Source organism: Bacillus sp. M13(2017) (assembly GCF_002218325.1).
GTDB classification, from domain to species: domain Bacteria; phylum Bacillota; class Bacilli; order Bacillales; family Bacillaceae_G; genus Bacillus_A; species Bacillus_A thuringiensis_K.
Genome location: NZ_KZ268501.1, coordinates 292,525 through 317,300, shown reverse-complemented (window position 1 = coordinate 317,300; position 24,776 = coordinate 292,525). Strand labels below are relative to the sequence as shown.

Genomic DNA, 24,776 nt, shown 5'->3' with positions numbered 1-24,776 from the left:
AGAATAAATGTCAGGAGCGAATGGATTTGGAACAAAAACAACGTCCTCTCGGAAGGCCACGGCAAAATAAAAATACAAAATCTACAAAAGAAACCATTTTAGAAGTGGCAACTCGCTTATTTCTTACACAAAATTATCAAGTCGTTTCTATGGATGAAGTCGCAAAAGTTTGTGGTGTTACGAAAGCAACCGTCTACTATTACTATTCAACAAAAGCCGATTTATTTACCGCTACTATGACCCAAATGATGATACGTATACGAGAGAATATGTCTCAAATACTCTCTACAAACAAAACTTTAGAAGAAAGATTATTAGACTTCGCCAAAGTTTACTTACACGCAACGATGGATATTGATATGAAAAATTTTATGAAAGATGCTAAACTGTCGTTATCTGAAGAACAATTGAAGGAATTAAAAAATGCTGAAAATAATATGTATGAAGTGCTAGAAAAAGCACTCGATACTGCGATGCACATGGGAGAAATTCCGAAAGGAAACGCTAAATTTGTGGCTCATGCTTTCGTATCTTTATTATCAATTGGGAATTTTAAAGATGAAAATCACAATCCTATTCTGGCAAATATAGATGAATTAGCACAAGAAATCGTTTCTTTTTATTGGAATGGGTTAGGTCATTCATATTAAACTGATTTACTTTAATAAAAGAGCATGTTTAATTTTTTCAAACATGCTCTTCTATAATTTATTTATATACTAATAACCAGATTATACTTCAACGTCACTTAACAAAAAACTCCATTTTAACTTTACAAATTTTGAAGTTGAACATTTATATTCTCCTTACTTAATCCCCCATGGTAACAAACTACAGATTCAATATGTAAATTTAAATACTTCTTCAAAGACTGCTTTGCTTCCTTAATATTTATAGTTGTTGGGGCGTGAATTCCTCCTAACATCCCATTCACACTATACATAGAGTCTCCTGCAATAAGAATTTTGCTTTGTTTCAAATATAAACTAATATGACCCGGAGTATGCCCTGGAGTATGAAGAATTAGTATTCCACCGCAATACGGAAGTTCTTGCCCGTCAATCACAGTATCACTCACTTTTCCTTTTGGTCGGTTCTCTACATTTCCGTCCTTCAATAAAGGTAAATCCCCCTCGATATATGGCTTATCTAGTTCGTGCGCATAAACTTTAATATTACTTCGACAGTGCTGCAACAATTCTGGAAGACTACCTATATGATCAATATCCTGATGCGTCAAAATCACGACTTTTAACTTATCAAATGATACCCCAACCTTTTCCATCTCTACTTGTATATCTTCAATTTGTCCTGGGAAACCCGTATCTATTAATACTGCCATTTCATCATCCCATAAAAGAATTGGATGAATAACAAATTCTTGAAATTCAAGTTGTAACATTTCTACTCCTGTAGCAATCTCCATACAGCCATTCTCCTTTATGTTGAAGTTTGAAAATATGTACGAGTAAACTGAAAATATAAAGTGAAACTTTAATCCGTGGGGTTTTACTACCCGACAAATAGCGGGATAAAGCACCTCTATCTTATAATATGTTTTGTCATCCCAATAGAGAATGCCTCAAACCCTATAGATTCATAGTAAGATTGCAATTTTTCTACACACATAAGTTGTGGAATAACCTTGTTTTGTTCACAGTGCTGGATTAATCGTTTCACTATTTCTTTTCCGATGCCACTAGACTGATATTTTGGCAATACACCAACTCCACAAATAATGCCTGTTATGACTCCATCTGATATGACACGCCCCATCCCTACTAACCTCTCATCATCAAAAACATAAATTGCATACCAACTTTGCTTACACATTCTTTCTAGCTCGTTAACCGTTAATTTAAGAGAATTCCATCCTAAAGATTCGTATAAGGATAATAATCCATTAAAATCTGCAGGATGTTCGCTTGTGTAGCGTATACTATTTTCCATGTAAATACTCCCTATTCTCTGGCTTGTTTATATTTCATAAAATTCCCTTTACACAAATCTGATCGATGTAAAAATAACTAGAACAAACTTCAATAAGAAAGATAGAATTCCTTCTCAATATAAAATAAAAAGAAGTTATCTCACTTAAGATAACTTCTTTTATATAAGACTCTCATTATATTATCAACCAAAAAATATACAACTGCATACGATTAGCACAAACAAAACTAATAAACCATTTGAGAAATAACCCATTGAATACTACCCCTTTATTAAATTATGTAAAAGATTTTATCATAAAATGATTTACAACTTAATAACTGAAAAAGACATTGTATTCATTAGTTATATACGTTTAGTAATATTTTATTTTCGGTTATATTCTCGTTGCCTAAAACCACTACTCAAACACATCGAATTCAATCCACATAACTTCAAAATCAATAAATTTATTTTTAAGTCATAGATGTTAATCTTAATAAAACAAAAAGCAGGAACATATTTGATATGTACAAAATGTTCCTGCTTTTTTATTATGGGGTACCAGTTCATAACCATCTAGCTAAAATTTTCATCACATCACAATTTTCTATGAAAATCCAATGCATTTTTGAAGAAAAATAACCCAAATAAAAAATTACAATAAGCTGCCCATAAGGATAGATTATTTATCTAATTATCGTCATAGGCAGTAAAATAATATCAAAAAAGGAGGGGGAATTAGTTTTTTATTTTCATAAACTTTAATAAATCATCGAAAACTTCTTGTTGATTTTGCCATAGTTCAGGCAAGTTATCTAGGGGAAAAAATTTTAGCTGTAAGCTTTCTTCGTTATCAGTATGTAATGTTCCATGAAAATCTTTACAAATATAAGTTAATTTCACTAAGGCAACTTGATCACCGTTAGATAGCTTTTTTTCGTATTTTTTTCCAGAATACACATTAAAAAATTCAAGTTTTCCTAATTTTAAACCAGTTTCTTCAAACACTTCTCTTCTTGCTGTATCTTCAACTGTCTCGCCAAATTCCATAAACCCGCCAGGATGTCCCCATTTCCCATTATCAGATCGTAATTGCAGAAGTACTTCATTCTTTTCATTCAACACAAAACAACCTGCGACCACCATAATTACTTTTTCATGTCCAACCATATTTCTTAAATAACTTATATAATCCATGTGTTTCAGCTCCAATATAAATAATTTCATAGAAAGTTATTTTGTCCCATTGCAGTACTGATTATCAGAAATGATGTTCCATAAAACACAATCAGGATGATATTCCTATATCATCCTGATTGTACCATTAGCAATTACACTTATAAACAATGAAAATAGGGATGAATACTTATTCATGACTGTTTAACATAACGTATCATTATTGGTAGCAAGGAAAAGGAGGAACACTTACTCTCATAAGAATTCCTCCTTTTTTATTCTAGGGATCTATACATTTTTTATAAATTTCTATTCTGGTTCCATTTTATGGATCTCGTTTGTTATTGAATTATCCGAAAAACTGTATAAAATTTCGTATACTCTTAGCTTGAGGGTTTTCTGAAATACTAGCGATCCTCCCTATCGTTCCAAAAACTCAATAATCGTTTCACATACTTTATCCGTCTCCTCGATATCTGGGAAATGTCCACTATTTTCAAATATAACAAGTTTACCATTTTTCAATTGTCTCGTTATTCTATAACTCATTCCTACACCCGTGTTATAGTCATGCGCTCCAACTATGACACACGTATCAATTTCTAAACCTTTAATACGCTCAATAAGCGGTAAAGATGATTTTGTTCCAAAAATAACTTTGCTCATCTTCCCTGTATTACTTAACTGACTTTCCTCCCAAAGACTCCGATTTAGCTTTGCAAATTCTTCATTTTTAAACAATAATCGATCTACAGCTTTTGTATCAACTATACTTCAAACTTGATTATACCTTTCTTTTAAAGGAATTTCTGACTTACTTATTATCAATATTTCTTCTTTCATTTCCCCTTTCGTTACTTGTAGAAAACCTTCTATCTGCACAGTATACATATCATTTAAATCATCTAACGATGGTGCTTGTAATACCATTTGTTCAACATTTTTCGGATATTTCAAAGCATACTCTAAACAAAGTTGTCCACCAAAAGAATATCCTAACAAATTTATCTTCTCTACATGTAATTGCTTTCTTAATTCCTCTAAATCTTCGACTAGAGTATTGATTGAGTACTCACCGTCATCTTGTGGTGCCTCACTTCTACCACATCCTCTTTGTTCATAATAAACAACAGTCATATTCTCTTCTAACCTCAACCCAAGTGTTCTTTCGAATACATAATGATTGCCACCTGGACCACCATGTGCAATAATGAGAGGAACTGTATTATGAGCTGCCCCTGCAACTTTACACCAATGCAATACCCCATTGATTTTCAAATAGTGTACACCATCTTGCAACATTAACTGATTCATTTATCCTCTCTCCTCATCGCTCACTTATTACTATCTAAATGTATAAGTTCTGACCATTCACACTTTTTCCCTTTATATTCTTTAGACACTATCCTCATTTATATGAATAGCTTTCTTATTCAAAAATAGATTTTTAAAAATTCCTACTCCCACAATTAATAAACCTATACCAACTAATTTATTTACTTGTAATGGAATGCTCTCCATTCCAAATAATCCGAATGTATCAATGCATAACGCAACAACCAATTGAGTAATAAGACTAATTAGCACCGTATATGCTGGACCTAAGCTCTTTATTGCACCCATTATGCAAATAATTAACCCGATGCCAAACAGTCCACTTACATAAAACAAATAATTTGTAGTATACACTTTAATGTTACTACTGTTTTCTGTAATGATATAAAATAGAATAGAACTAATGAGACCTATTCCAAGGACACATGTAGTCGTTAACCACTGTCCTACATTTTCATTTACTTTTGCATTAAAAACAGATTGTAAGCTAATTAATATTCCTGCTAATATGGCTAAACTAAATCCAATCAAAATCTTCCTCTCCCTTTCATTGCTCATATATATTATCTTTAGCGACTTCCTTCATTCTAGAAAAATCCTTAATTACAATAACTCCATTACTCTTTTCAATTAGTTTTTCATTATAAAATCTTTGTAATACCCGAATTACGTGCCTATAACTTACCCCTATAAAATCTGCAATACTCGTTACCGAAGTTGCATCCAAATCCCCTTTATACATATTCCCGTTACTATCTGTTGAAATTGAAAGTAAATAACTAGCTACACGTACTTCTACAGGATACAGTAAATTAAGAGCAGTAAAACGAGTCGATATTTTTAACGTGTTCGCAATGTTTTTAAGCAAGAACTTCATAAATATAGGATCATGTAATAACTTGTTTCTAATAACCGTATTAGAAATAGAGATTGCTACAACATCTGAACAAGCTTCAACGACATTATGTGCTTTGCTATTTTGAATTAATTCAATATCACCAACAATGGCCAATGGATTGATAAAGCGAAGAATTAGTTTCTTCCCTTCAGGTGTAATCGTATAAACTTTTACTTTACCTTTAACAACAAAATATAAACGATCCATTTCGTCATCTATATTGCAAATAAGCTCGCCTTTTTCAAAGTGATTTATTTGAAAATACGCTGTATCTATTTCTGAAAATAACTCGAGCGTTTTATTGTTTTTTAAATAATGCGTAATTAAACTTGATCTATCCCACATATTCATTTCCCCCCTTTCATTCACATATTAAATACAACAATACCTATAATCATTACTATTGTTCCCACAATATGATATCTCTCCATCTGTATCTTTTTTATATGAAACAGTCCTTTCATTTCAATAACTGTTGCCGTTAACAATTGAGCAACCATTAGTGTACCAGCTGTCAATGTAACTCCTAATGAATATATCGCCATAGTTTCTGCACAAATAATGAATCCACCAAATGCACCCGCTGCTAAATATATTTTTTTCACACTCTTTAAATCCGTTATTTTCTCTTCTTTCTTTAACAAAAATACAGTTGTTGCAATAATGAATCCAATTAAATGGGTTATAATACTCGTCGACCATATACCGATATGTGAACTAAGTTTCGCATTAAAGGTTCCTTGAAGTGTTATAAATATCCCCGCAAAAACAGCAAATATAATACCTTTCAAAAAATCATCTCCTCATCTTTTATTTCTGACTTAATTAAAAGCTATAATCCTATAATGGCAAAAGGACAAATGTCACATCACTATGAAAATAACTAGGAATGAACAAAAAACCACACCTCAAAAATGCGAGATGTGGTTTTTATTTGCATATAATGTTTTCCAAATTATAATTACGCTACATTAAAAGATTTCTTTTTCATAACAAACTTTGCAAATAAGAAACGCACAAGCGGTCCCATAATAATTAATTGTAATGGATATGCCATTATGAAATTTTTAATAAAAATTGAAACATAAATTGAAACAAATGAATCTCCTTGTAGTCCACCATGTAAATGCATCATAGTCATACCGAAAAATGACATAAAGAACACCATTCCGATTACCATAGTTGTCGCCATCGCAACGATAATATTTATTTTCTTAGATTTATCAAATGGTAACATAAATACAATTTTTTTCGCACAAGGTCCAACGATACATATTTCAATTAATAGCGCAATAATAAATCCAATCAATAGTTCTAATGCAATCTCTTTAATATAAATTGGTCCTCCTGCTTCATTCATTAGTAAATTGTAAAACGTCATTACGATAACCATTCCAAGGCACATCATCATGCCAAATTGGAGGTTTTCCTTTCTTGTTGTTGGCAAATTTCATCATCCTTTCTCTTTGATTCTTTGTCATTATATCGACATTGGAAACCCCTTCGTAAGTGAACATTTTGTGAACAAACTTAAAACGTTTTCATATATTCTCTTTACTTTCATCTCAAATTCTAACTTTTACTTATAAAGGTTTTATATATTTCGATGTTGAATTACTAAATTTAAACATTACTACTAGGAGGAGAACCATGAATGAACAAGAATTTTTCGTATATCATATTGTAACAAAGAAAAAAATGCATATCGGACAAATCATTCCTGTTAACAAAAATCAACACAATACTCTATATCACTTCTTTTTTGAAAGAGAACAATTAAATGCTAGTGGTGAAGATGGCATACAAATTTTAAATAATCACTATAAAAATGAAGAATTACATATAAATAATGAAAATGCTAAAGTAATTATGAGTTATATAGATCAAACAGTTAGAGAAACAATTGCAGAAATGGTTAGACTACAAGAATTCCCTAAATACCCTTCCAGGTTATCTTGCTTATATGCTGCTAAAAGCTATGAAGATGCTTTAAAATGGAAAGCATTATTTGATTCTTACAATCGAGAAGTTTTACAGATTGTTAAACTACGAGTAATCGGAAGTTCTTTTGAAGGTGACGGTAATCTTTTACCGAAAGAAGATGGTATTCCTTTTTCTCAAAAATTCGAACAAGCTAGAGAGTATTGGAAAGGAAATATTAGAAATGAGCTTCCTGAACTACTGATTAATGGAGAAATTGAAGTTGTGGAAATTATTGATGACTTCTCCTCAATTCATATTTAATTTCTAACTAAATCATATAGGATGGAGATTACAATGAAGAAAAAAGTGTACTTCAATCATGATGGCGGCGTAGATGATTTAATTTCATTATTTTTATTACTTCAAATGGAAAACGTTGAGCTTACCGGTGTATCTGTTATCCCAGCAGACTGCTATTTAGAACCCGCAATGTCTGCCAGTCGTAAAATTATCGATCGCTTCGGCAAAGGTAATATTGCCGTAGCCGCTTCAAACTCTCGCGGGCAAAACCCGTTTCCGAAAGACTGGCGGATGCATGCATTTTATGTAGATGCTTTACCAATTTTAAATGAGTCTGGAAAAGTTGTAACACCCGTGGCGGCAAAACCTGCGCATCATCATTTAATAGAAACGCTTCTACAAACGGAAGAAAAAACAACTTTATTATTTACCGGGCCCCTAACTGACCTTGCTCGTGCATTATATGAAGCTCCCATAATCGAAGATCAAATTGAACGCCTTGTTTGGATGGGTGGTACATTTCTTAAAGCTGGCAATGTACATGAACCAGAGCATGATGGAACAGCTGAGTGGAATTCGTTTTGGGACCCTGAAGCGGTGGCTCGTGTATGGGATGCAAAAATTAAAATCGACTTAGTGACACTAGAAAGTACAAACCAAGTTCCGTTAACTATAAACATACGTGAACAGTGGGCAAAAGAGCGAAAGTATATTGGTATGGATTTCCTTGGTCAATGCTATGCAATGGTCCCCCCTCTCATTCACTTCTCAACGAACTCTACTTACTATTTATGGGATGTACTAACTACCGCTTTTGTCGGAAACACTAGCCTTGCAAAAACTGAAACGATTAATAGTATCGTTCATACATACGGACCAAGCCAAGGACGTACAGAGGAAACTACTGATGGACGACCTGTAAATGTCGTTTATGATGTAAAACATGATGTTTTCTTTGAGTATATTACTGAATTAGCAAAGAAAGCTTCTATCTGAACCCCTATAAAGTGATATAACTTCAGATAACGAGCCCTAATTTTAGAAATTGGTTGTAACTAGATATTTAACTATTAAAAAGAGTATTGAATTAAATTTCAATACTCTTTTTGTGCAATTTAATTATATTTGATTAATGTAGTGTCTTACAGATTATTCATTTCGTAACCATTGACAAAATACGTTATTGTTTCTAGCTCATCTTCATTCAATTCTCTATCTAGCTCTTGTTTATACGCTGCCTTTATCTTCTCTTCATCGCCTTTATAAGCTTCTGTATATGTTCCTACTGTTTTTAGCAAATGAATTTCTTGTAAAAACTCTTCTCGATTTATAGCTGTCCCATGAGAAAGAATATATGTCTCAGCATCAAATTTCTCTAATTCATCTATTAATGCAAACGTTCTTTTCGTCGTATAGTTCCACTTCGAAGAAAAAATATCTGCATATATACAGTCTCCTAAAAACAATATCTTTTCTTCTTTTATGTACATAACAACAGAATCATGTGCATGATCTCCGCCCACATGTTTTAACACGCATGTCACTTCACCAAGGTCTAATTCCATTTGCCCCTGGAACGTTAAGGTTGGAGGAATAATGTTAATATTTCTCGCTTTTTCTTCAAACTCTTTCTTGATGCAATCCGCACAAAATTCAATTTCAGTACCCTCTTTTACGCGTGCATCCAACGCTTTATCTGTCCATTCATAAGATACTATTGCCTGCATTTCTTTTTTCGTTTCAGCGTGCGAAATAGTTAATGCATTCCGTAATACGGATAATCCAAAAATATGGTCCCAATGCCAATGCGTTAGTGCTACAAAATCAGGAATCGATACATTTTGTTCTTTTAACATTTCTAAAAATAATTGTGCATGTTCTTCTGAATTCCCTGCATCAATCATTAACGTTTTTTTTTGTCCAACGACCATTCCTAAGATAGGTCTATCTGTTTCAGAAACAGGTGTCATATACCAAAATGAGTTTCCTATTTTTTTAATTTGTTGCATAACCAATTCCCCTTTTCATTTTCTCACTTAAAATTAATATATAAATTATAACGAATCACTACTTTTTTCTCTATAATCAAACACAATTACTTGGACTAATCTAACTTTCCTTTTCGTAAGCTAAAAATAAGGGAATAGAATCGGAGTGTGATACTATGGAACGTTTATGGATTCCAATGATTGTAACATTTTTTTCGTTCGGTGGATTACTATTAGGAGGTGCTGTTGGAGTAGCAACACGCCAACTTATTGAAGAAAAGATGCATCGTTTATACGCATTATGTGGTGGTATTTTACTTGGGCTTTTATCCCTTGAAATTATTCCTGAAACATTTTCAAGCTACGAAATAGTTGGGCCTATACTTGGTATAGCTATCGGTATTTTAGTTATGAGCTTATTAGATAACTATTGTCACCATCCAATGATACATAAAAAAGATCAACAAGCATGGCAAACCTTCCTTTTTCTCTCTTTCGCTATATTTATTCATAATATACCTAGTGGATTTGCGTTAGGTACAGCTTTTATAAATCATAATGACTCTGCCATTCCCTTTTTAATAGCAATTGTCGTTCACCATATTCCAGAAGGATTAGCTTTAATTATTCCATTTCTTTTTACAAAACATAAATATATTTCCTTTTTATTAACGACTTTATTACTTTCTCTTATTCTCGGTACTGGCACAGTTTTTGGAATTTTGATGGAAGGAAAAGCTCTTCACCTGCAAGGCCTCATTATGGGAAGTGCTATCGGTTCACTTGGATATGTCACAATTCATGAAATGCTTTGGAAAGCTAAGAAACAGCTCTCTTTCCTTACATTTCTAATGTGGGCAACTAGTGGTTTTCTCCTAATAATAGCGTTTACTCTACTAGCTGGACATCACTAAATTAAACAAAAAAGATAGCTGAAAACAATTTGTTTTCAGCTATCTTTTTTATTCTTTCTATCTCTCTATAGAAAGAATGATTCCAGCAATTATAGAACTAATTCGCTCTAAAATATTCCCTAGAAAAAACGTGCATACACTTTGTTTCCAACTAACTGTAGTATTTCTTTCATACTTCAGATCGTTTCTCTTACTAAAACATTATCATTTTAGTAATTTATTAGAAATAATATTATATTTTTCAACCATTATCCAATCTTTTCCTTATTTATAAAAAACATAAAAAAGAGCCCTTATTCTCAACACAAGGACTCTTTTCATAAACTATTTAGCTACTTCTTCTTTCGGCATTACCATACCTTTATAAAGTTGAACAGTTATCCAGTAATACATAAAATAAATGACTAAGAAGATTCCTATTGGCACCCACACTTTCACAAACGGGTCAACTAATATAAAGCTGAATAAGTTAAGCCCAACTAAAACGTGAGAAATGCCAATGATCGCTGGGAAGATAAATAAATACGAAATTTCTTTATATATACTTTTCGTTAACATACTGCGTCTTACACCGATTTTTCGTAACATTTCATAACGGCGTACATCACGAGAAGCACCTGTTAATATTTTGAACATAAGGGAACTCGCCATCATTGCTAAAAAGGCAATTCCGAGGAAAAATCCCATAAACATTGTTCCGCTCATGAAACTGCTCGTTAACTGATAAATTGTCATTTTCGTAAATATGTCTACTTTTGTACCTGTTGTTTTTTCAATTTGTTCTTTTTGTCTCTTATCTATTTCAATCAATAACGGTTTATACTTTTTCATATCATCTACTTTTGCTAATGTTACAGTGTGTTCTGTTCCTTGAATTCCTTTATAATGCGCTTCATCTGCAATTCTTACAGGTTTTCCGTTGAATTGATTATGTGTAATTTGTATCTCTCTTACAATCGCATCTTCCCAATCTTTTGGCATACGAGGAAATTTTGCTACTTCAGGAGCTTCCAAAGCAGAATATATAGGTTCAGTTAAAGGTTCAGCCACCCGTTTACGCGCAGGCTCTTTTAAAGTTTTCGTATCAAAATGGTCTGAAACAAGTGGTGGTTTCGCTGTTAAATCATTACGTAAGTAATAAACCGCTTCCCCATCTACTTTATAGTTGTACTTGCTTTCTTCAACAATTTCCATTTCTTTTAAGGCTGCTTTATCTTGATCATTTGGATCATGAATTACGACATCATATACACGAGAAAGGTCTGTCATAATACCTACATTTTTTTGGAAAGCCATACCTGCCGTCATCGCACCTGCGCCTAATGCAATTAACATCGCTACAGTACCTAATACTCTCGATAAACTATTTACTCGAAAGCGTAGCTGTGCATATGTAAAACTATTTAAGCCCGTTTCATTTCGTTTTTTATTCCCCTTAATTTTCATCACAAAAAATGGGAGTAATGAACTAAAGATAAAATATGTTCCAAGTGTTGTAACGATGGTTGCTATAATAAAACCTAATTCAGCATATATTTTTACATTGATCATAAAATAGTACCCTGTACTTACTAGTAATACACCAAGTACTGTCATTATTATAATGCGAGTTTTACTTTTCTTCACTTCATCTAGTGTTTCATCTTCACGAATTAACTCTAGTTCAGTTTTACGTAACAATCGGACACCGTTCATTAAGCCAGTAATGAAAAATAGTATTAAGAAGAAAATAGCTGTAACTAAAATTGCTGGTGTGTATACAGATGCATAACTACCTTTTGCTGAAATTTCCATTCCATTCATTAAAAAGTTTCCTGCTACACTTGCAAGTAACATCCCTACTAAAATACCGATAATAATACTGACAATACCCATACCGAATGTTTCAATAAATAATAACTGTGCTACTTTTTTCTTTTTTGCACCAAGCATCATGTACATACCGAGTTCTTTTCTTCTTAACGTGAGTAAGAAAGAGTTGGCATATATAATATAAAATACAGTAATGAAAGATAATAGTATTGCACCTACCCAAAAGACGAGTCTAATACTACTAATTAGGCTATTATCTTTCGTAAATTCACTATTCATCGCCATCGTTTGGAACATGTAGAAAATACTAATACTAATAACGAGGCCAATAAGTAAAACCATATAATCTTTTAACATCTTTTTCATACTATGACGTGATAATTTAAATAACATAGTTTCGCCCCCTACTTAGACTCAGCAGCTGAGCCCATATGAGCGAGCACACCTAAAATGTCTTGATAGAAATTCTCTCGAGTGCCTTGACGATTTAATTCTTTATAAAGAAGACCATCTTGAATAAATAAAATACGCTCACAATAACTTGCACTAAATGCATCGTGTGTAACCATTAAAATACTTACATTGTGATTTTCATGTAAATCTTGCATCGCTTCTAATAAACTTTTTGCATTTTTACTATCAAGCGCTCCTGTCGGTTCATCTGCTAATACAATTGCTGGATTATGTACTAAAGCTCGTGCTGCCGCTGTTCTTTGCTTTTGTCCTCCAGAAACAGCCGTCGGATATTTTTTTAAAATTTCAGTGATGCCTAATTTCTTCGCAACGTCATTTACCTTCCCAGTAATCTCACTTGATGGTACGCCTTGCAAAGAAAGTGGTAAAGCTATATTTTCATAAATTGATAAGTTTTCTAGTAGATTAAAATCTTGAAAAATGAAACCTAATTTTTGAGAGCGAAAATCAGATAACGCATTGCCCTTCATAGAAGTAATATTTGTACCAGCTATCGTCACACTACCACCTGTCGCTTGGTCAAGTGTACTTATCACATTAAGTAACGTCGTTTTTCCAGACCCAGAAGGTCCCATGATCCCGACAAATTCTCCTTCTTTAATACTTAACGATACACCCCTTAATGCTTTTGACTGATTCTCATTTCTTTTTCCATACGTTTTTTCTACACTTTCTACAGTAACTACATTTGCTGACATCTCTTTCACTCCATCCCTTTTGTATAAAATTAATTTCTCACATATTTCTTATTATTTTGTCATGTAAATCCTTAATAATTTTTTAATTATTCATTCAATAAGAGTTACACCCTTAACATGAATCTATTTCCTATTTCCTACTTCATATTCTCATTTTTCTACAACTCGTTCCCTCGATTTCGCTTACATTTACCTTACATTTTTGTAAGATAAAAAAGAACACACACTAATTTCTAAGAGTGTGTGTTCTTTACAATCAATATTTTCTATTCTTTATTTCCTCTTCAATACTTGCCACAAACACATCTAGCGCAACAACTTCTGACTTCTCTTCCCCATATTTACGTACATTTACAGCTCCTTTTTCCATTTCCTTATCGCCAATAACAAGAACATACGGTACTTTTTGCATTTGTACTTCTCTTATTTTATATCCTAGTTTTTCATCTCGTGCATCTTGTTCAACACGAATCCCAGCTTGTGCTAATTTATGTGCAACCTCACTGGCATATTGTTCATGTACTGCATTTGAAACTGGAATTACTTTCACTTGAACTGGTGCTACCCATGCCGGGAACGCACCTCCAAAGTGCTCAATTAATATTGCTAAGAAGCGATCTAATGAACCTAAAACTGCCCGATGAATAACAACTGGTCTTTTCTTTTCATTATTTTCATCTATATAATTTAAATCAAATTTCTCTGGCATTTGGAAATCAAGCTGGATTGTTCCGCACTGGTGACTTCTATTTAAAGCATCTTTAATATGAAAATCAATTTTCGGCCCGTAAAATGCACCGTCACCTTCATTTAGTCTATATTTATAATTTAGCGATTGTAATACATTTTCTAATGCTGCTTCTGCTTGCTCCCATAATTTATCATCACCCATTGAATCTTCTGGACGAGTAGAAAGCTCTACTTCATATTCGAATCCAAAAGTTTTATATACGTAATCAATTTGCGCCATTACTGATTTAATTTCATCTTCAATTTGTTTTGGAGTTACAAATAAATGTGCATCATCTTGGCAGAAAGTACGTACTCTTAATAACCCGTTTAATGCACCACTAAATTCATGGCGATGTACTTGACCAAATTCACACATACGAATCGGTAATTCACGATAAGAATGCAATTTATTTTTAAACATAAGCATGTGCCCTGGACAGTTCATCGGTTTTAATGCAAAACTTTTATTATCTACTTCAGAGAAATACATATTATCTTTATAATGTCCCCAGTGCCCTGATCTCTCCCATACTTCTTGGTTCATCATGAACGGAGTGCGTACTTCTTGATACTTATACTCTTTTTGAATTTCTCTTAAAAATGCTTCCAATTCGTTACGAATCATTTGTCCTTTCGGTAAATAAAATGGCATCCCCGGAGCCTCTTCAGAAAACATAAATAACTCAAGCTCACTGCCTAACTTACGATGATTTCTTTTTGCTGCTTCTTCAACGAAATGTAAATACTCTTCTAATTCTTTTTGAGAAGAGAATGCAACGCCATATATACGCTGAAGCACTTGGTTATTACTATCACCTCGCCAATATGCACCGGAAACGTGAGTTAATTGAAATGCTTTCAAATAACCTGTAGATGGTAAATGTGGTCCTCTACATAAATCTACAAATTCCCCTTGTTTATATAGTGTTACACTTTCCCCACTAGGAATTGCTTCTAAAAGTTCTAATTTCAAGAGATCGTTCATTTCTTGAAACAGTTTAGCTGCTTCTTCTCGAGAAACCTCAACTCGTTCTATCTTTATATTTTCATTTGTGATCTTTTTCATTTCTTTTTCGATTTTTCGTAAATCTTCCATGTTTACACTACTTGGAAGATCCATATCATAATAAAATCCATTTTCAATAACAGGCCCTACTCCAAGATTTATATCACCATACATTCTTTTTACAGCTTGCGCTAAAATATGTGCTGCTGAGTGTCTTGCAATTTCTACCCCTTCATTTGAATCTATAGTAATGATTTCCACTTCCGCATTTTCTTCAATATTTCGGCGTAAATCATATAATCCATCATTTACTTTCCCCGCGACTGCTTTCTTTTTCAAACTACTGCTAATGGATCCCGCAATTTCTTCTAAAGTAATTCCTTTTACAAATTCTTTCACGCTACCATCTGGAAATTTAATTTCAATCATTTGTTCTTTCATTTTTCATCTCTCCATTTCATAATAAAAAGCACACTCATCCCTAAAATAGGGACGAGCGTGCTTATACCCGTGGTTCCACCCAGATTCCCATTGTGAACAAACAATGGCTTCTTTTACGGTAACGTCGTTTATACGGCACTAGATACTTAATTTCCCCAGTGCAGCTCTAAGGTGGTAAGTTATTTTTCTGCGTTAGGAAGTTCTCAGCTTTCCTTCCTTCTCTGTATAACCGGGGAAAATAACTCGTGTCCTTTTCTTCGCTTATTATGAAATTGAATGCAAAAAAAGCATATTCATCCCTAAATATAGGGACGAATATGCTTATATCCGTGGTTCCACCCAGATTCCCATCACAAAAAACATAATGGCTTCTTTTGCGATAACGTCGCTTACACGGCACTAGATACTTCGTTTCCCTAGTGCAGCTCTAAGGTGGTAAGTTATTTTTCTGCGTTAGGAAGTTCTCAGCTTTCCTTCCTTCTCTGTATAACCGGGGAAAATAACTCGTGTCCTTTTCTTCGCTTTTGTAAAACATCCATTTATTGTTATTTAATATATCTTATTCATTTTATTTTTGCAAGTGTTTAAAAAAATTATTTATTTAATTTAAAAAAGTTAAACCAAATTTTTTTGGTTTCACTTCACAATTTTACCAATCTTGTGGTTCGTAATTTAAGTCTGCAAATAGACGTCTTTTCTCTTTCTTCGTTAAATCTCTCCACTGTCCAACGGGTAAATTATTCAATTCAATATTCATAATTCTCGTACGTTTTAACGTGTATACTTGATAACCTAAAGCTTCACACATACGACGAATTTGACGATTTAGCCCTTGTGTTAAAATAATTTTGAACTCATATTTTGATAACTGTGTGATCTCACAAGGAAGTGTTTTCGTTCCTAAAATTTTCACACCAGCTGCCATTTTTTCTAAGAAATCAGGGGTAATAGGCTTATCTACTGAAACGATATATTCTTTCTCATGTTTATTTTCAGCACGTAAAATTTCATTAACAATATCACCATCATTCGTTAACAAAATTAAACCGTCTGAGTCTTTATCAAGACGACCAATGTGACTAATTCGTAAAGGATGGTTCACTAAATCGATAATATTACCTTTTACAGCTTTTTCACTGGTACATGTAATACCTACTGGTTTATTTAAAGCGATATATACATGATCTCGAGCAATTCGAAGCTGCTCTCCATTTACTCGTACATCATCACCTGGGTTCACTTGGTCACCAATTTTTGCAACCTTACCGTTAATAATTACTCTTCTCTCATTAATTAGTTTATCCGCTCCACGTCGAGACGCTTTTCCAGCTTCACTAATAAATTTATTGATACGCAAATTAGGCACATCCTTTTCTAAAAAAATTTCAAGCTCACACTGCTTCTACCGTACAATACAAAAGGGTAAGCCTCCTATTATAACTTAAATATATTAACATGAAAGGGTATATAACGTCTTCTATTAATTACTTGTTTATAAGAAAATATCTTTATTATACATTCATTTATGCACTTTTTCTTTGTTTAATATACAAGCCATTCTTCCTTACATACAGCTTGTTTTCCTTTTATCTCTTCTGTATCTTCATGAATATTAGCTAATTTATATAAATCTGGGAAAATCTCTTCCACATAATGTTGATGCGTCTTTTCATCTTTCCAATACGTTAACACTATGTAACGATTTTCATTTTTTAAAGACTTCCCAACTACTCCACCTAACATTCCTTTTGCTTTTTCCATTCCTTTATTCCAAATTGTTTCTTGCTTATGTAAAAAATGATTTTCCTTTTCCACCTTTACATCACATATAGCAACTCTTACGAATGATCCTTCTGTAACAACGTCTTTTAAATGCGTATCAGTTATATCATACAACGTTTGAAATAATTCAATTTCACATGAAAGAAACGTATCCTCTTGATTACTATTTAAATAAATTGTATCGTGAGCACCATTCATAAATGATTGATATGCATTTCGATTTTCCCATAAAGTAAATACACATGCCTCATCTTTATTCCATCCACCAAATTGTCCATGAAATCCATCTAGATGCTGTATATCGCGCCATTTTTCTTGTGCGTTTGAAAATAACTCTTTTTTCTCTTCTTCCACTTCACAGTAAATTGTTTTTAGTAACATTTTTAATTCCCCCTTAAGATATAATTTATCTTCCACTTACAACTTTTAATTTACATAATGTTTTTATGGTCTCTTCGATGCTTTTTATCAACATATAGAACTTATCATATTTATCACTACATCTATCAAACCATCTATCTAATTTTATTTCAAATAATTCAGAATCAAAAAAAGATGTAACCCTTAACGAATTACATCTTTATCTTATCTCCCATATTCACCTTTTTCTCAAATAAATAAAACGTTAGTTCTCCCGGATAATGTATTACAGTTACATTCCTCTCCCCTTTTTTAAAAGTAACAGTATGCCCGTTTTCCCCTAAGCTCTCCCATCCACTGGCCTTTGTAATAGGCATTACACTTATATATTGATAGTCCTCTTCCTTATCATCGTTAATATGAATTGCTGACATTGGTACTGGAAAACCTTTAATTTTAGATTCTTTATCCATAAATATGAATGCAATTAAAACAACTAATAACATAGCCATTGAAATATTTGAAACTAGTTTTCTTCTATTCATTTTCACTAAAAACCCTCTTTTCTCGCATATAACTTTCATCATTTTACTAACTTTAATTATTTATGTATAGAAAAGAAATAATTTAAATTATTTCTAGCCTATTTTCTCTACTTTAAGCAACATTATTGTTATATATTATAATTATAAGTTTTTAAATTTTGGAGGCGTTACATATTGCAGAAATTACTTTTTACTAAATGGACAGTTGTTATTTCTATTTTCATCATTTTCGGTACGATTCTCTACGCTACTAATGTTAAAAATAACAATGAAAAAGCAACTGTAGAAACAGCGGAGACAAAAACTTTCAAAACTAAATTACAGCCTAAAATCAATGAATTGACTACTCATTATAATGACATCATCGAAAAAGATTGGTTACCTGCCTGGGAAGAGATTCACACGAATGGAGATTCAGTAGATCGAAATAAACTATTAGTTACAATGAGTGCTGTTTCCAAGCAGTACGAAACAATTATGAACGAAATAGACACGCTTAAAATTGAAGAAAACATAACAGATATAGATATACAAAAACAACTACTTCAGTTCACAACTCAGTTTAAATCCGCATCAAATTTCATGAAAAATGCAGCAAATTTAATTATAGACGGAGCAAATAACTCTACTCCAACCGATGAAACTATTGAAAAAACAAAACAAGCTTTAGGACTTGCGGATCAACATATTGTCATCGCTTTATCTACTTTAAATGAAGTTAAAGATAAATTAGGAATTACAAAAAAATAAAACTATTTACTATTTTAAAATAAAAAATGATTGCAATTCACAATTTGTATGTCTATAATGTTTTTATTGATTTACAATCAATGTGTTTATAAATTTTATAATTCGGATGAACCATTCAGGAGAAGGTCTATTGATCTACCGACGGGGCAAAAAGTTGTTATACCAACTTTGAAACTCTCAGGTCTTGGTTACAAGTAGAACTGCATGGGGACGAATCTCTGGAGAGACTCCCTCTCGCTTTCATAGAGCGCGGAGGAAAACGAGCACCGAAGGAGCAAATCCGCTACTTTAGCGGATAATCTCTCAGGTAAAAGGACAGAGACAAGCGAAAGAAAAAGCCGATTGTATCGGTTTATTTTTCTATCCCTTGTTTCTCCAGAGACCATTTCATTTACTTGAAGTGGTTTTTATTTTTTCTAAATAAAGGAGAATAAAGATGGAGACAGTAAGTAAAGTATTAGAACAAATGAATCAATACGTGTGGGGATTACCAACTTTGTTGCTACTCGTTGGAACTGGTATCATTCTCACAGTGCGTTTGAAAGGTTTACAGTTTAGTAAACTGTTATACGCTCACAAACTAGCATTTAAAAAATCAGAAGATACCTCTTCTTCTGGAGATATTAGTCACTTCCAAGCACTTATGACAGCTATGGCCGCAACGATTGGTATGGGAAATATCGCAGGTGTTGCAACAGCTGTTACAATTGGTGGTCCTGGTGCAATATTTTGGATGTGGATTACCGCTTTATTCGGTATGGCAACAAAGTATGCCGAGGCAATACTTGCAGTGAAATACCGTGTTAGTAATGAAAATGGTGAATATTCAGGTGGACCAATGTATTATTTAGAGCGTGGTTTAGGTAAGAAATGGCTTGCTATATTATTCGCTATATTTGGTACAACTGCTTCTTTCGGTATTGGTAATATGGTGCAATCTAACTCAGTTGCAGAGGCAATGCGAATTAATTTCTCTTTCCCTCCTGCTTTAACTGGTATACTAATGGCATTTTTAATCGCAATTGTTATTTTAGGCGGTGTAAAAAAAATCGGGAAAGTGACGGGTTATGTCGTTCCGATAAAAGCTTTCTTTTATATAATTGCTGGTCTTATAATTATTTTCTATCACTACGACCAAATTCCAGAAGCATTTTCACTTATTTTTTCTGGTGCATTTAATGGTACGGCAGCTGCTGGTGGTTTTATTGGGGCAACAGTTGCATCAGCTATCCAAATCGGAATGGCGCGTGGTGTATTTGCGAACGAAGCTGGTTTAGGGAGTGCACCAATTGCTGCTGCGGCTGCAAAAACTGATTCGCCTGCAAAGCAAGCTTTAGTTTCAATGACTGGTACTTTTCTAGATACGTTTATTGTATGTACAATTACAGGACTAGTATTAATTACTACAGGCGCTTGGAAATCTGGTAAAACTGGCGTTGAAGCTACAACACTTGCATTCCAATCTGTATTCGGTACTGCTGGTAGTATGATTCTCGGTATCGCAATTATTTTATTTGCCTACTCTACTATTTTAGGCTGGTCGTATTATGGAGAAAAATGTGTAGCTTATTTATTCGGAGAAAGTGCAGTTAAATATTATAAAGCAATCTTTATTGTCATGATTGCAATTGGTGCTAATTTAAAACTAGGAATCGTATGGACATTTGCTGATATTGCAAATGGACTTATGGCAATTCCAAACTTGATTGGTCTAATTGGATTAAGTAGTATTGTTGTTGCTGAAACGAATCGCTTTTTACAAGCAGAGAAATTGAAAGAAAGTAATAAAAAACAGGCAAGTTAATCTATGAAAAAAGGAATGACTCATACATGTTGAGCATTCCTTTTTTCATCCCCTCTTTTACTTAATTACTGTCATTAAAAATATATTTATATCAATGTTTACTCCTTTTTATTCCTCCAAAAGTTTTTCACATAAATGTCATAAATCGTATGGTCTAACTATATAGTTGAAAAGGAATGCGACATTAAAGAGTCGCTGAAAAACTCATCCAAGAAAAGGGAGGAAAAATCTTTTGAAAAACAAAATCATTGCTTTCCTATCTGTTTTGTCATTTATTATTGGTGGTTTCTTCTTTAACACAAATACTTCAAGTGCTGAAACTTCATCTACTGATTACGTTCCTAACCAATTAATCGTTAAGTTCAAGCAAAATGCATCTTTAAGTAATGTGCAATCTTTTCATAAATCTGTCGGAGCTAATGTCTTATCTAAAGATGATAAGTTAGGTTTTGAAGTCGTACAATTTTCGAAAGGTACTGTAAAAGAAAAAATAAAGAGTTATAAAAATAATCCAGATGTGGAATATGCAGAACCGAATTATTACGTTCACGCCTTTTGGACTCCAAACGACCCATATTTTAAAAATCAATATGGATTGCAAAAGATTCAAGCTCCACAGGCTTGGGATAGCCAACGAAGTGATCCTGGTGTAAAAGTAGCTATTATTGATACAGGAGTTCAAGGATCACACCCTGATTTGGCTTCGAAAGTAATTTACGGGCATGATTATGTTGATAATGACAATACATCTGATGATGGTAATGGTCATGGTACACATTGCGCTGGAATTACTGGAGCACTTACAAATAACAGTGTCGGAATTGCTGGTGTTGCCCCACAAACTTCAATTTATGCTGTCCGCGTATTAGATAATCAAGGAAGTGGTACTCTTGATGCTGTAGCGCAAGGTATTCGGGAAGCTGCTGATTCGGGTGCAAAAGTAATTAGTTTAAGTTTAGGAGCTCCAAATGGTGGTACTGCATTACAACAAGCCGTTCAATATGCATGGAATAAAGGCTCTGTTATAGTTGCAGCTGCTGGAAATGCTGGAAACACAAAAGCTAATTACCCTGCTTATTACAGCGAAGTAATTGCAGTTGCTTCTACAGATCAATCAGATAGAAAATCTTCATTTTCTACTTATGGTAGCTGGGTAGATGTTGCAGCACCAGGTTCAAATATATATTCAACATATAAAGGAAGCACGTATCAATCATTAAGTGGTACATCTATGGCAACACCTCATGTTGCAGGAGTCGCTGCTCTTTTAGCAAATCAAGGATATAGCAATACACAAATCCGCCAAATTATTGAGTCAACTTCTGATAAAATTAGTGGTACAGGTACGTACTGGAAAAATGGTAGAGTCAATGCATATAAGGCTGTACAATACGCTAAGCAATTACAAGAAAATAAAGCTTCTTAATAAAGAAAGTAAAATTTTAATCGGTCGATCTACCATTAATGCCGGATAAAATAGAAGGAGAGACTTCTACAATTACAGCCTCTCCTTCTTACAAACTATATTACTCTCCCTGCTTTTTAACCATATGTAAATACAGTACAAAATCCATCATTGTCGACGAATGACCAAGTTGACGGATCATCGCTGTTATATTTCCTCTATGATATGTACCATGATTTACGACATGTTGCACTAATTCTAAAATCGAAGTTTCTAATTTCCCTACGTATGGATTCTCAATAACAAATACAGCATTCACATCTTGTATTGTAATTAAAAACTCTTTATATTGATTTGCCATGTTTTCAAACATTTTTTCTAATTCATGTAACGATTTAGTTTCAATTTGTTTTCGTAAATCTTCTCGGTCTTGTATTGCTTCATTCATACTTTTACCATGCAATATATGTAACCACACTTGATCTGTAATATAAATATGCACAAAAGTATCCTTAATGGATGGGAATACACACTGTATCTGCTCATTAAAAATTGTCTCATAGTTTGGTAACTCTTTTAATCGATTGAATAATCTAGTATTAGCCCAAGCATGGTAATCACACTGTTTTAATATATAATCTTTCAATTTATATTACCTCCTTATTGTATGAAACGAATGGTTTGTTTCTTCATTTCTGATTCTCTATCAGCCTTTGCAATCCCTTTTTCTTTCATTTCATGCTTATTTATCGTTTTATATTTTACATACGTATAAAATTCCGTTTGAAATAGAAATGGTGTAATCCGAATTGTTTCCTCGTCCACCCATTCAGCTTGAATAAGTTTCTCCTCTTTACTATTAAACATTTCTGTTCCTTCAAAACCATCTTTAAATAAGTCAATTTCATCTTTCTTTTTGACACCAGGCTTATTCATACATACGTATAAAGAAAGTTCATCACAAAACTTTAATAATCTATAATGCTTATCGAACATCGCAAACTGTTCCTTTGTTAACGTTTTCAAAATTCTTTTTTGTCGTTCTAATTCATGTTTATAAAATGACATCATTTCTTCATCTTCCTCGTTTAGTGGAAATGATAAAAAATGTTTACTACAAAGCAATGCCCCGTATGGATTAGAATTTTCAATTTCATTCAACCCAATCGTATAAAAAACAAAACGTAATGGGCTTGGACAATCCATAAATGTATATGGAATATTTTTAGCATCATTCAAAATTGGTACTTTATCAAGCTCTATCCATCCTCTGTCATGCTCATATATTGCATCAACTGTTTCTTTTAAATATGTTTTATCTTCAAAAAAGTCTTCTTTTATATGCTTTGCAATCTCTCCAGCTAAAAAACCATGATCATGTTGACGAATTAAAATACTTTCCTTCTCATTTTTTTCACGAAAAATCATTCGTATACTCCCCCTCATCCTCATATTAAAGCTTTTTATATGCATCGATTCTTAATTAATCCCTAAATAATAGAAGGGATTCAGTCTCTTGCAACGAAATTAACATAATTATATAGTATTCTTTCTAATCATAGTGATAGCTTTATCTTTACTATCTATTATACTAAAACATTCATTCCAAAAATTTTTTTATGAGGTGAAAACATGAACAAAACAGAATTAATTAAAAACGTAGCCCAATCAGCTGATATTTCTCAAAAGGACGCTTCTGCAGCTGTACAATCCGTATTTGACACAATTGCTAATGCATTACAATCTGGAGATAAGGTTCAACTAATCGGGTTTGGAACTTTTGAAGTACGCGAAAGATCTGCTCGTACAGGACGTAATCCGCAAACTGGCGAAGAAATTCAAATCGCCGCTGGTAAAGTTCCTGCATTTAAAGCGGGTAAAGAATTAAAAGAAGCTGTTAAATAAAAACAAGAAACCAGCCATTTTATAGGCTGGTTTCTTGTTTTTATTTAAGCAATCGCTTTATATTCTCTGCATGATACACTTCACAAATATAAAATACACATTTGCAGTTACTTACAATTTGATACTTTCTAGTTGGATACACATTCGCTGTAACAGAACATCCATCAAACAATTCAATAATATTTCCAGATGGCTGATATCCTTCATATAATACGTTTCTTCTTACTTCCATCTTTTCTATAAGCTTTTCAACAGGAATATTTCCACTCTCTAATTCACTCTTTATTGCGTCCGGTAAAAACGAAGTGTCTGCAAAAATTAGATTTTCAGATAACACCTTTCCTTTATAACTAACATTAGATACACGGTAAAGAAATGTTCCATCTTTATCAAAGAAATTCTTTGCTTCTTTCGGAATGTACTGTCTACCAAGTGCCTCTTGTTCAAGAACATCAAACTGAACTGTATCATTTAAAAGCTTTTCTAAAGCATGAATGGATGATGTATCTCCAGAAAATAAAATATTTTTAATTGCTTGTACATTATAAGTGAATTCATTCTTCCTATTTTCCGCTACTAACATGAGGAACACCTCT

Annotated in this window: 25 protein-coding genes, 1 pseudogene, 1 riboswitch and 2 other annotated features; of the genes and pseudogenes, 8 read left to right on the top strand and 18 right to left on the bottom strand. The window is 33.0% G+C overall.

Annotated features, from left to right (window positions below):
• The first annotated feature begins 26 nt into the window (after positions 1–26).
• Positions 27–650: a TetR/AcrR family transcriptional regulator gene (locus CGQ22_RS07905; protein ID WP_000436039.1), complete on the top strand. Its 624-nt coding sequence runs from the start codon at positions 27–29 to the stop codon at positions 648–650.
• Between the two features lie 122 nt (positions 651–772).
• On the opposite strand, the gene CGQ22_RS07900 is transcribed toward CGQ22_RS07905, so the two are convergent.
• The 8 genes and pseudogenes from CGQ22_RS07900 to CGQ22_RS07865 form a co-directional block, all read right to left on the bottom strand.
• A complete protein-coding gene (locus CGQ22_RS07900; protein ID WP_089148506.1) occupies positions 773–1,426 on the bottom strand; it encodes an MBL fold metallo-hydrolase in 654 nt (217 codons plus the stop codon).
• A gap of 116 nt (positions 1,427–1,542) precedes the next feature.
• On the bottom strand, positions 1,543–1,950 hold the full coding sequence (locus CGQ22_RS07895) for a GNAT family N-acetyltransferase (protein ID WP_089148505.1): 408 nt from the start codon (positions 1,948–1,950) through the stop codon (positions 1,543–1,545).
• 720 nt (positions 1,951–2,670) lie between these two features.
• Positions 2,671–3,129, bottom strand: coding sequence for an NUDIX hydrolase (locus CGQ22_RS07890; RefSeq protein ID WP_089148504.1), 459 nt, complete (start codon positions 3,127–3,129; stop codon positions 2,671–2,673).
• Between the two features lie 399 nt (positions 3,130–3,528).
• Positions 3,529–4,422, bottom strand: a pseudogene (locus tag CGQ22_RS07885) (alpha/beta fold hydrolase).
• An 81-nt stretch (positions 4,423–4,503) separates the two neighbouring features.
• Positions 4,504–4,974 (bottom strand): DMT family transporter, encoded by a 471-nt coding sequence (locus CGQ22_RS07880; RefSeq protein ID WP_061884138.1) that lies wholly within the window; start codon positions 4,972–4,974, stop codon positions 4,504–4,506.
• Between the two features lie 16 nt (positions 4,975–4,990).
• Positions 4,991–5,686 (bottom strand): Crp/Fnr family transcriptional regulator, encoded by a 696-nt coding sequence (locus CGQ22_RS07875; protein WP_061884137.1) that lies wholly within the window; start codon positions 5,684–5,686, stop codon positions 4,991–4,993.
• A gap of 20 nt (positions 5,687–5,706) precedes the next feature.
• Positions 5,707–6,132: a DMT family transporter gene (locus CGQ22_RS07870; protein ID WP_089148503.1), complete on the bottom strand. Its 426-nt coding sequence runs from the start codon at positions 6,130–6,132 to the stop codon at positions 5,707–5,709.
• A 170-nt stretch (positions 6,133–6,302) separates the two neighbouring features.
• On the bottom strand, positions 6,303–6,788 hold the full coding sequence (locus tag CGQ22_RS07865; protein WP_061884135.1) for a DUF2798 domain-containing protein: 486 nt from the start codon (positions 6,786–6,788) through the stop codon (positions 6,303–6,305).
• Positions 6,789–6,991: 203 nt separating this feature from the next.
• On the opposite strand from CGQ22_RS07865, the gene CGQ22_RS07860 reads away from it, so the two are divergent.
• The gene (locus CGQ22_RS07860; protein ID WP_089148502.1) at positions 6,992–7,585 is read left to right on the top strand and encodes a DUF2441 domain-containing protein; all 594 of its coding nucleotides are present in this window, start codon (positions 6,992–6,994) and stop codon (positions 7,583–7,585) included.
• A gap of 21 nt (positions 7,586–7,606) precedes the next feature.
• Positions 7,607–8,560 carry a nucleoside hydrolase gene (locus tag CGQ22_RS07855; protein ID WP_139032745.1) on the top strand — a complete coding sequence of 318 codons (954 nt, stop codon included), beginning with the start codon at positions 7,607–7,609 and terminating at the stop codon, positions 8,558–8,560.
• 146 nt (positions 8,561–8,706) lie between these two features.
• Here the strand turns inward: CGQ22_RS07855 and CGQ22_RS07850 are convergent, their stop codons facing one another.
• Positions 8,707–9,573, bottom strand: a complete 867-nt coding sequence (locus CGQ22_RS07850) for an MBL fold metallo-hydrolase (RefSeq protein WP_089148500.1) — start codon at positions 9,571–9,573, stop codon at positions 8,707–8,709.
• 155 nt (positions 9,574–9,728) lie between these two features.
• Between CGQ22_RS07850 and CGQ22_RS07845 the strand changes: the two genes are divergently transcribed.
• The gene (locus tag CGQ22_RS07845; RefSeq protein ID WP_046946324.1) at positions 9,729–10,466 is read left to right on the top strand and encodes a ZIP family metal transporter; all 738 of its coding nucleotides are present in this window, start codon (positions 9,729–9,731) and stop codon (positions 10,464–10,466) included.
• Positions 10,467–10,790: 324 nt separating this feature from the next.
• Here CGQ22_RS07845 and CGQ22_RS07840 read toward each other — a convergent pair whose 3' ends face one another.
• The 6 genes from CGQ22_RS07840 to CGQ22_RS07815 all read right to left on the bottom strand — a co-directional run bounded on the left by CGQ22_RS07840 (position 10,791) and on the right by CGQ22_RS07815 (position 18,358).
• Positions 10,791–12,671 (bottom strand): FtsX-like permease family protein, encoded by a 1,881-nt coding sequence (locus CGQ22_RS07840; protein ID WP_089148499.1) that lies wholly within the window; start codon positions 12,669–12,671, stop codon positions 10,791–10,793.
• An 11-nt stretch (positions 12,672–12,682) separates the two neighbouring features.
• Positions 12,683–13,450, bottom strand: coding sequence for an ABC transporter ATP-binding protein (locus tag CGQ22_RS07835; RefSeq protein ID WP_001275722.1), 768 nt, complete (start codon positions 13,448–13,450; stop codon positions 12,683–12,685).
• Between the two features lie 256 nt (positions 13,451–13,706).
• Positions 13,707–15,629: a threonine--tRNA ligase gene (gene thrS / locus CGQ22_RS07830; protein ID WP_000663060.1), complete on the bottom strand. Its 1,923-nt coding sequence runs from the start codon at positions 15,627–15,629 to the stop codon at positions 13,707–13,709.
• 44 nt (positions 15,630–15,673) lie between these two features.
• Positions 15,674–15,896 (bottom strand) — a binding site (T-box leader).
• 37 nt (positions 15,897–15,933) lie between these two features.
• Positions 15,934–16,157, bottom strand: a binding site (T-box leader).
• A gap of 121 nt (positions 16,158–16,278) precedes the next feature.
• Entirely contained in the window at positions 16,279–16,986 is a 708-nt protein-coding gene (gene rluF, locus CGQ22_RS07825; RefSeq protein ID WP_001222158.1) for a 23S rRNA pseudouridine(2604) synthase RluF, read from the bottom strand.
• A gap of 185 nt (positions 16,987–17,171) precedes the next feature.
• Positions 17,172–17,792 carry a YdbC family protein gene (locus tag CGQ22_RS07820; RefSeq protein WP_000925137.1) on the bottom strand — a complete coding sequence of 207 codons (621 nt, stop codon included), beginning with the start codon at positions 17,790–17,792 and terminating at the stop codon, positions 17,172–17,174.
• A gap of 191 nt (positions 17,793–17,983) precedes the next feature.
• Positions 17,984–18,358 carry a hypothetical protein gene (locus CGQ22_RS07815; RefSeq protein ID WP_139032744.1) on the bottom strand — a complete coding sequence of 125 codons (375 nt, stop codon included), beginning with the start codon at positions 18,356–18,358 and terminating at the stop codon, positions 17,984–17,986.
• 132 nt (positions 18,359–18,490) lie between these two features.
• Here CGQ22_RS07815 and CGQ22_RS07810 point away from each other — a divergent pair, with 132 nt between their 5' ends.
• The 3 genes from CGQ22_RS07810 to CGQ22_RS07800 all read left to right on the top strand — a co-directional run bounded on the left by CGQ22_RS07810 (position 18,491) and on the right by CGQ22_RS07800 (position 22,296).
• Positions 18,491–19,066 (top strand): hypothetical protein, encoded by a 576-nt coding sequence (locus CGQ22_RS07810; RefSeq protein WP_089148497.1) that lies wholly within the window; start codon positions 18,491–18,493, stop codon positions 19,064–19,066.
• Between the two features lie 208 nt (positions 19,067–19,274).
• Positions 19,275–19,395: riboswitch (glycine riboswitch) on the top strand.
• Positions 19,396–19,502: 107 nt separating this feature from the next.
• Positions 19,503–20,870, top strand: a complete 1,368-nt coding sequence (locus CGQ22_RS07805; RefSeq protein ID WP_000451045.1) for an alanine/glycine:cation symporter family protein — start codon at positions 19,503–19,505, stop codon at positions 20,868–20,870.
• Positions 20,871–21,102: 232 nt separating this feature from the next.
• On the top strand, positions 21,103–22,296 hold the full coding sequence (locus tag CGQ22_RS07800; protein WP_000790911.1) for a S8 family peptidase: 1,194 nt from the start codon (positions 21,103–21,105) through the stop codon (positions 22,294–22,296).
• A gap of 100 nt (positions 22,297–22,396) precedes the next feature.
• On the opposite strand, the gene CGQ22_RS07795 is transcribed toward CGQ22_RS07800, so the two are convergent.
• Positions 22,397–22,921 carry a DinB family protein gene (locus CGQ22_RS07795; RefSeq protein ID WP_089148496.1) on the bottom strand — a complete coding sequence of 175 codons (525 nt, stop codon included), beginning with the start codon at positions 22,919–22,921 and terminating at the stop codon, positions 22,397–22,399.
• Between the two features lie 14 nt (positions 22,922–22,935).
• Positions 22,936–23,703 (bottom strand): DUF3891 family protein, encoded by a 768-nt coding sequence (locus CGQ22_RS07790; protein ID WP_000577280.1) that lies wholly within the window; start codon positions 23,701–23,703, stop codon positions 22,936–22,938.
• Positions 23,704–23,907: 204 nt separating this feature from the next.
• Here CGQ22_RS07790 and CGQ22_RS07785 point away from each other — a divergent pair, with 204 nt between their 5' ends.
• Positions 23,908–24,180, top strand: a complete 273-nt coding sequence (locus tag CGQ22_RS07785; RefSeq protein WP_001043905.1) for an HU family DNA-binding protein — start codon at positions 23,908–23,910, stop codon at positions 24,178–24,180.
• Positions 24,181–24,220: 40 nt separating this feature from the next.
• Here CGQ22_RS07785 and CGQ22_RS07780 read toward each other — a convergent pair whose 3' ends face one another.
• Complete coding sequence (locus CGQ22_RS07780) at positions 24,221–24,763, bottom strand: hypothetical protein (RefSeq protein WP_000959128.1); 543 nt, start codon at positions 24,761–24,763, stop codon at positions 24,221–24,223.
• Positions 24,764–24,776: the final 13 nt, after the last annotated feature.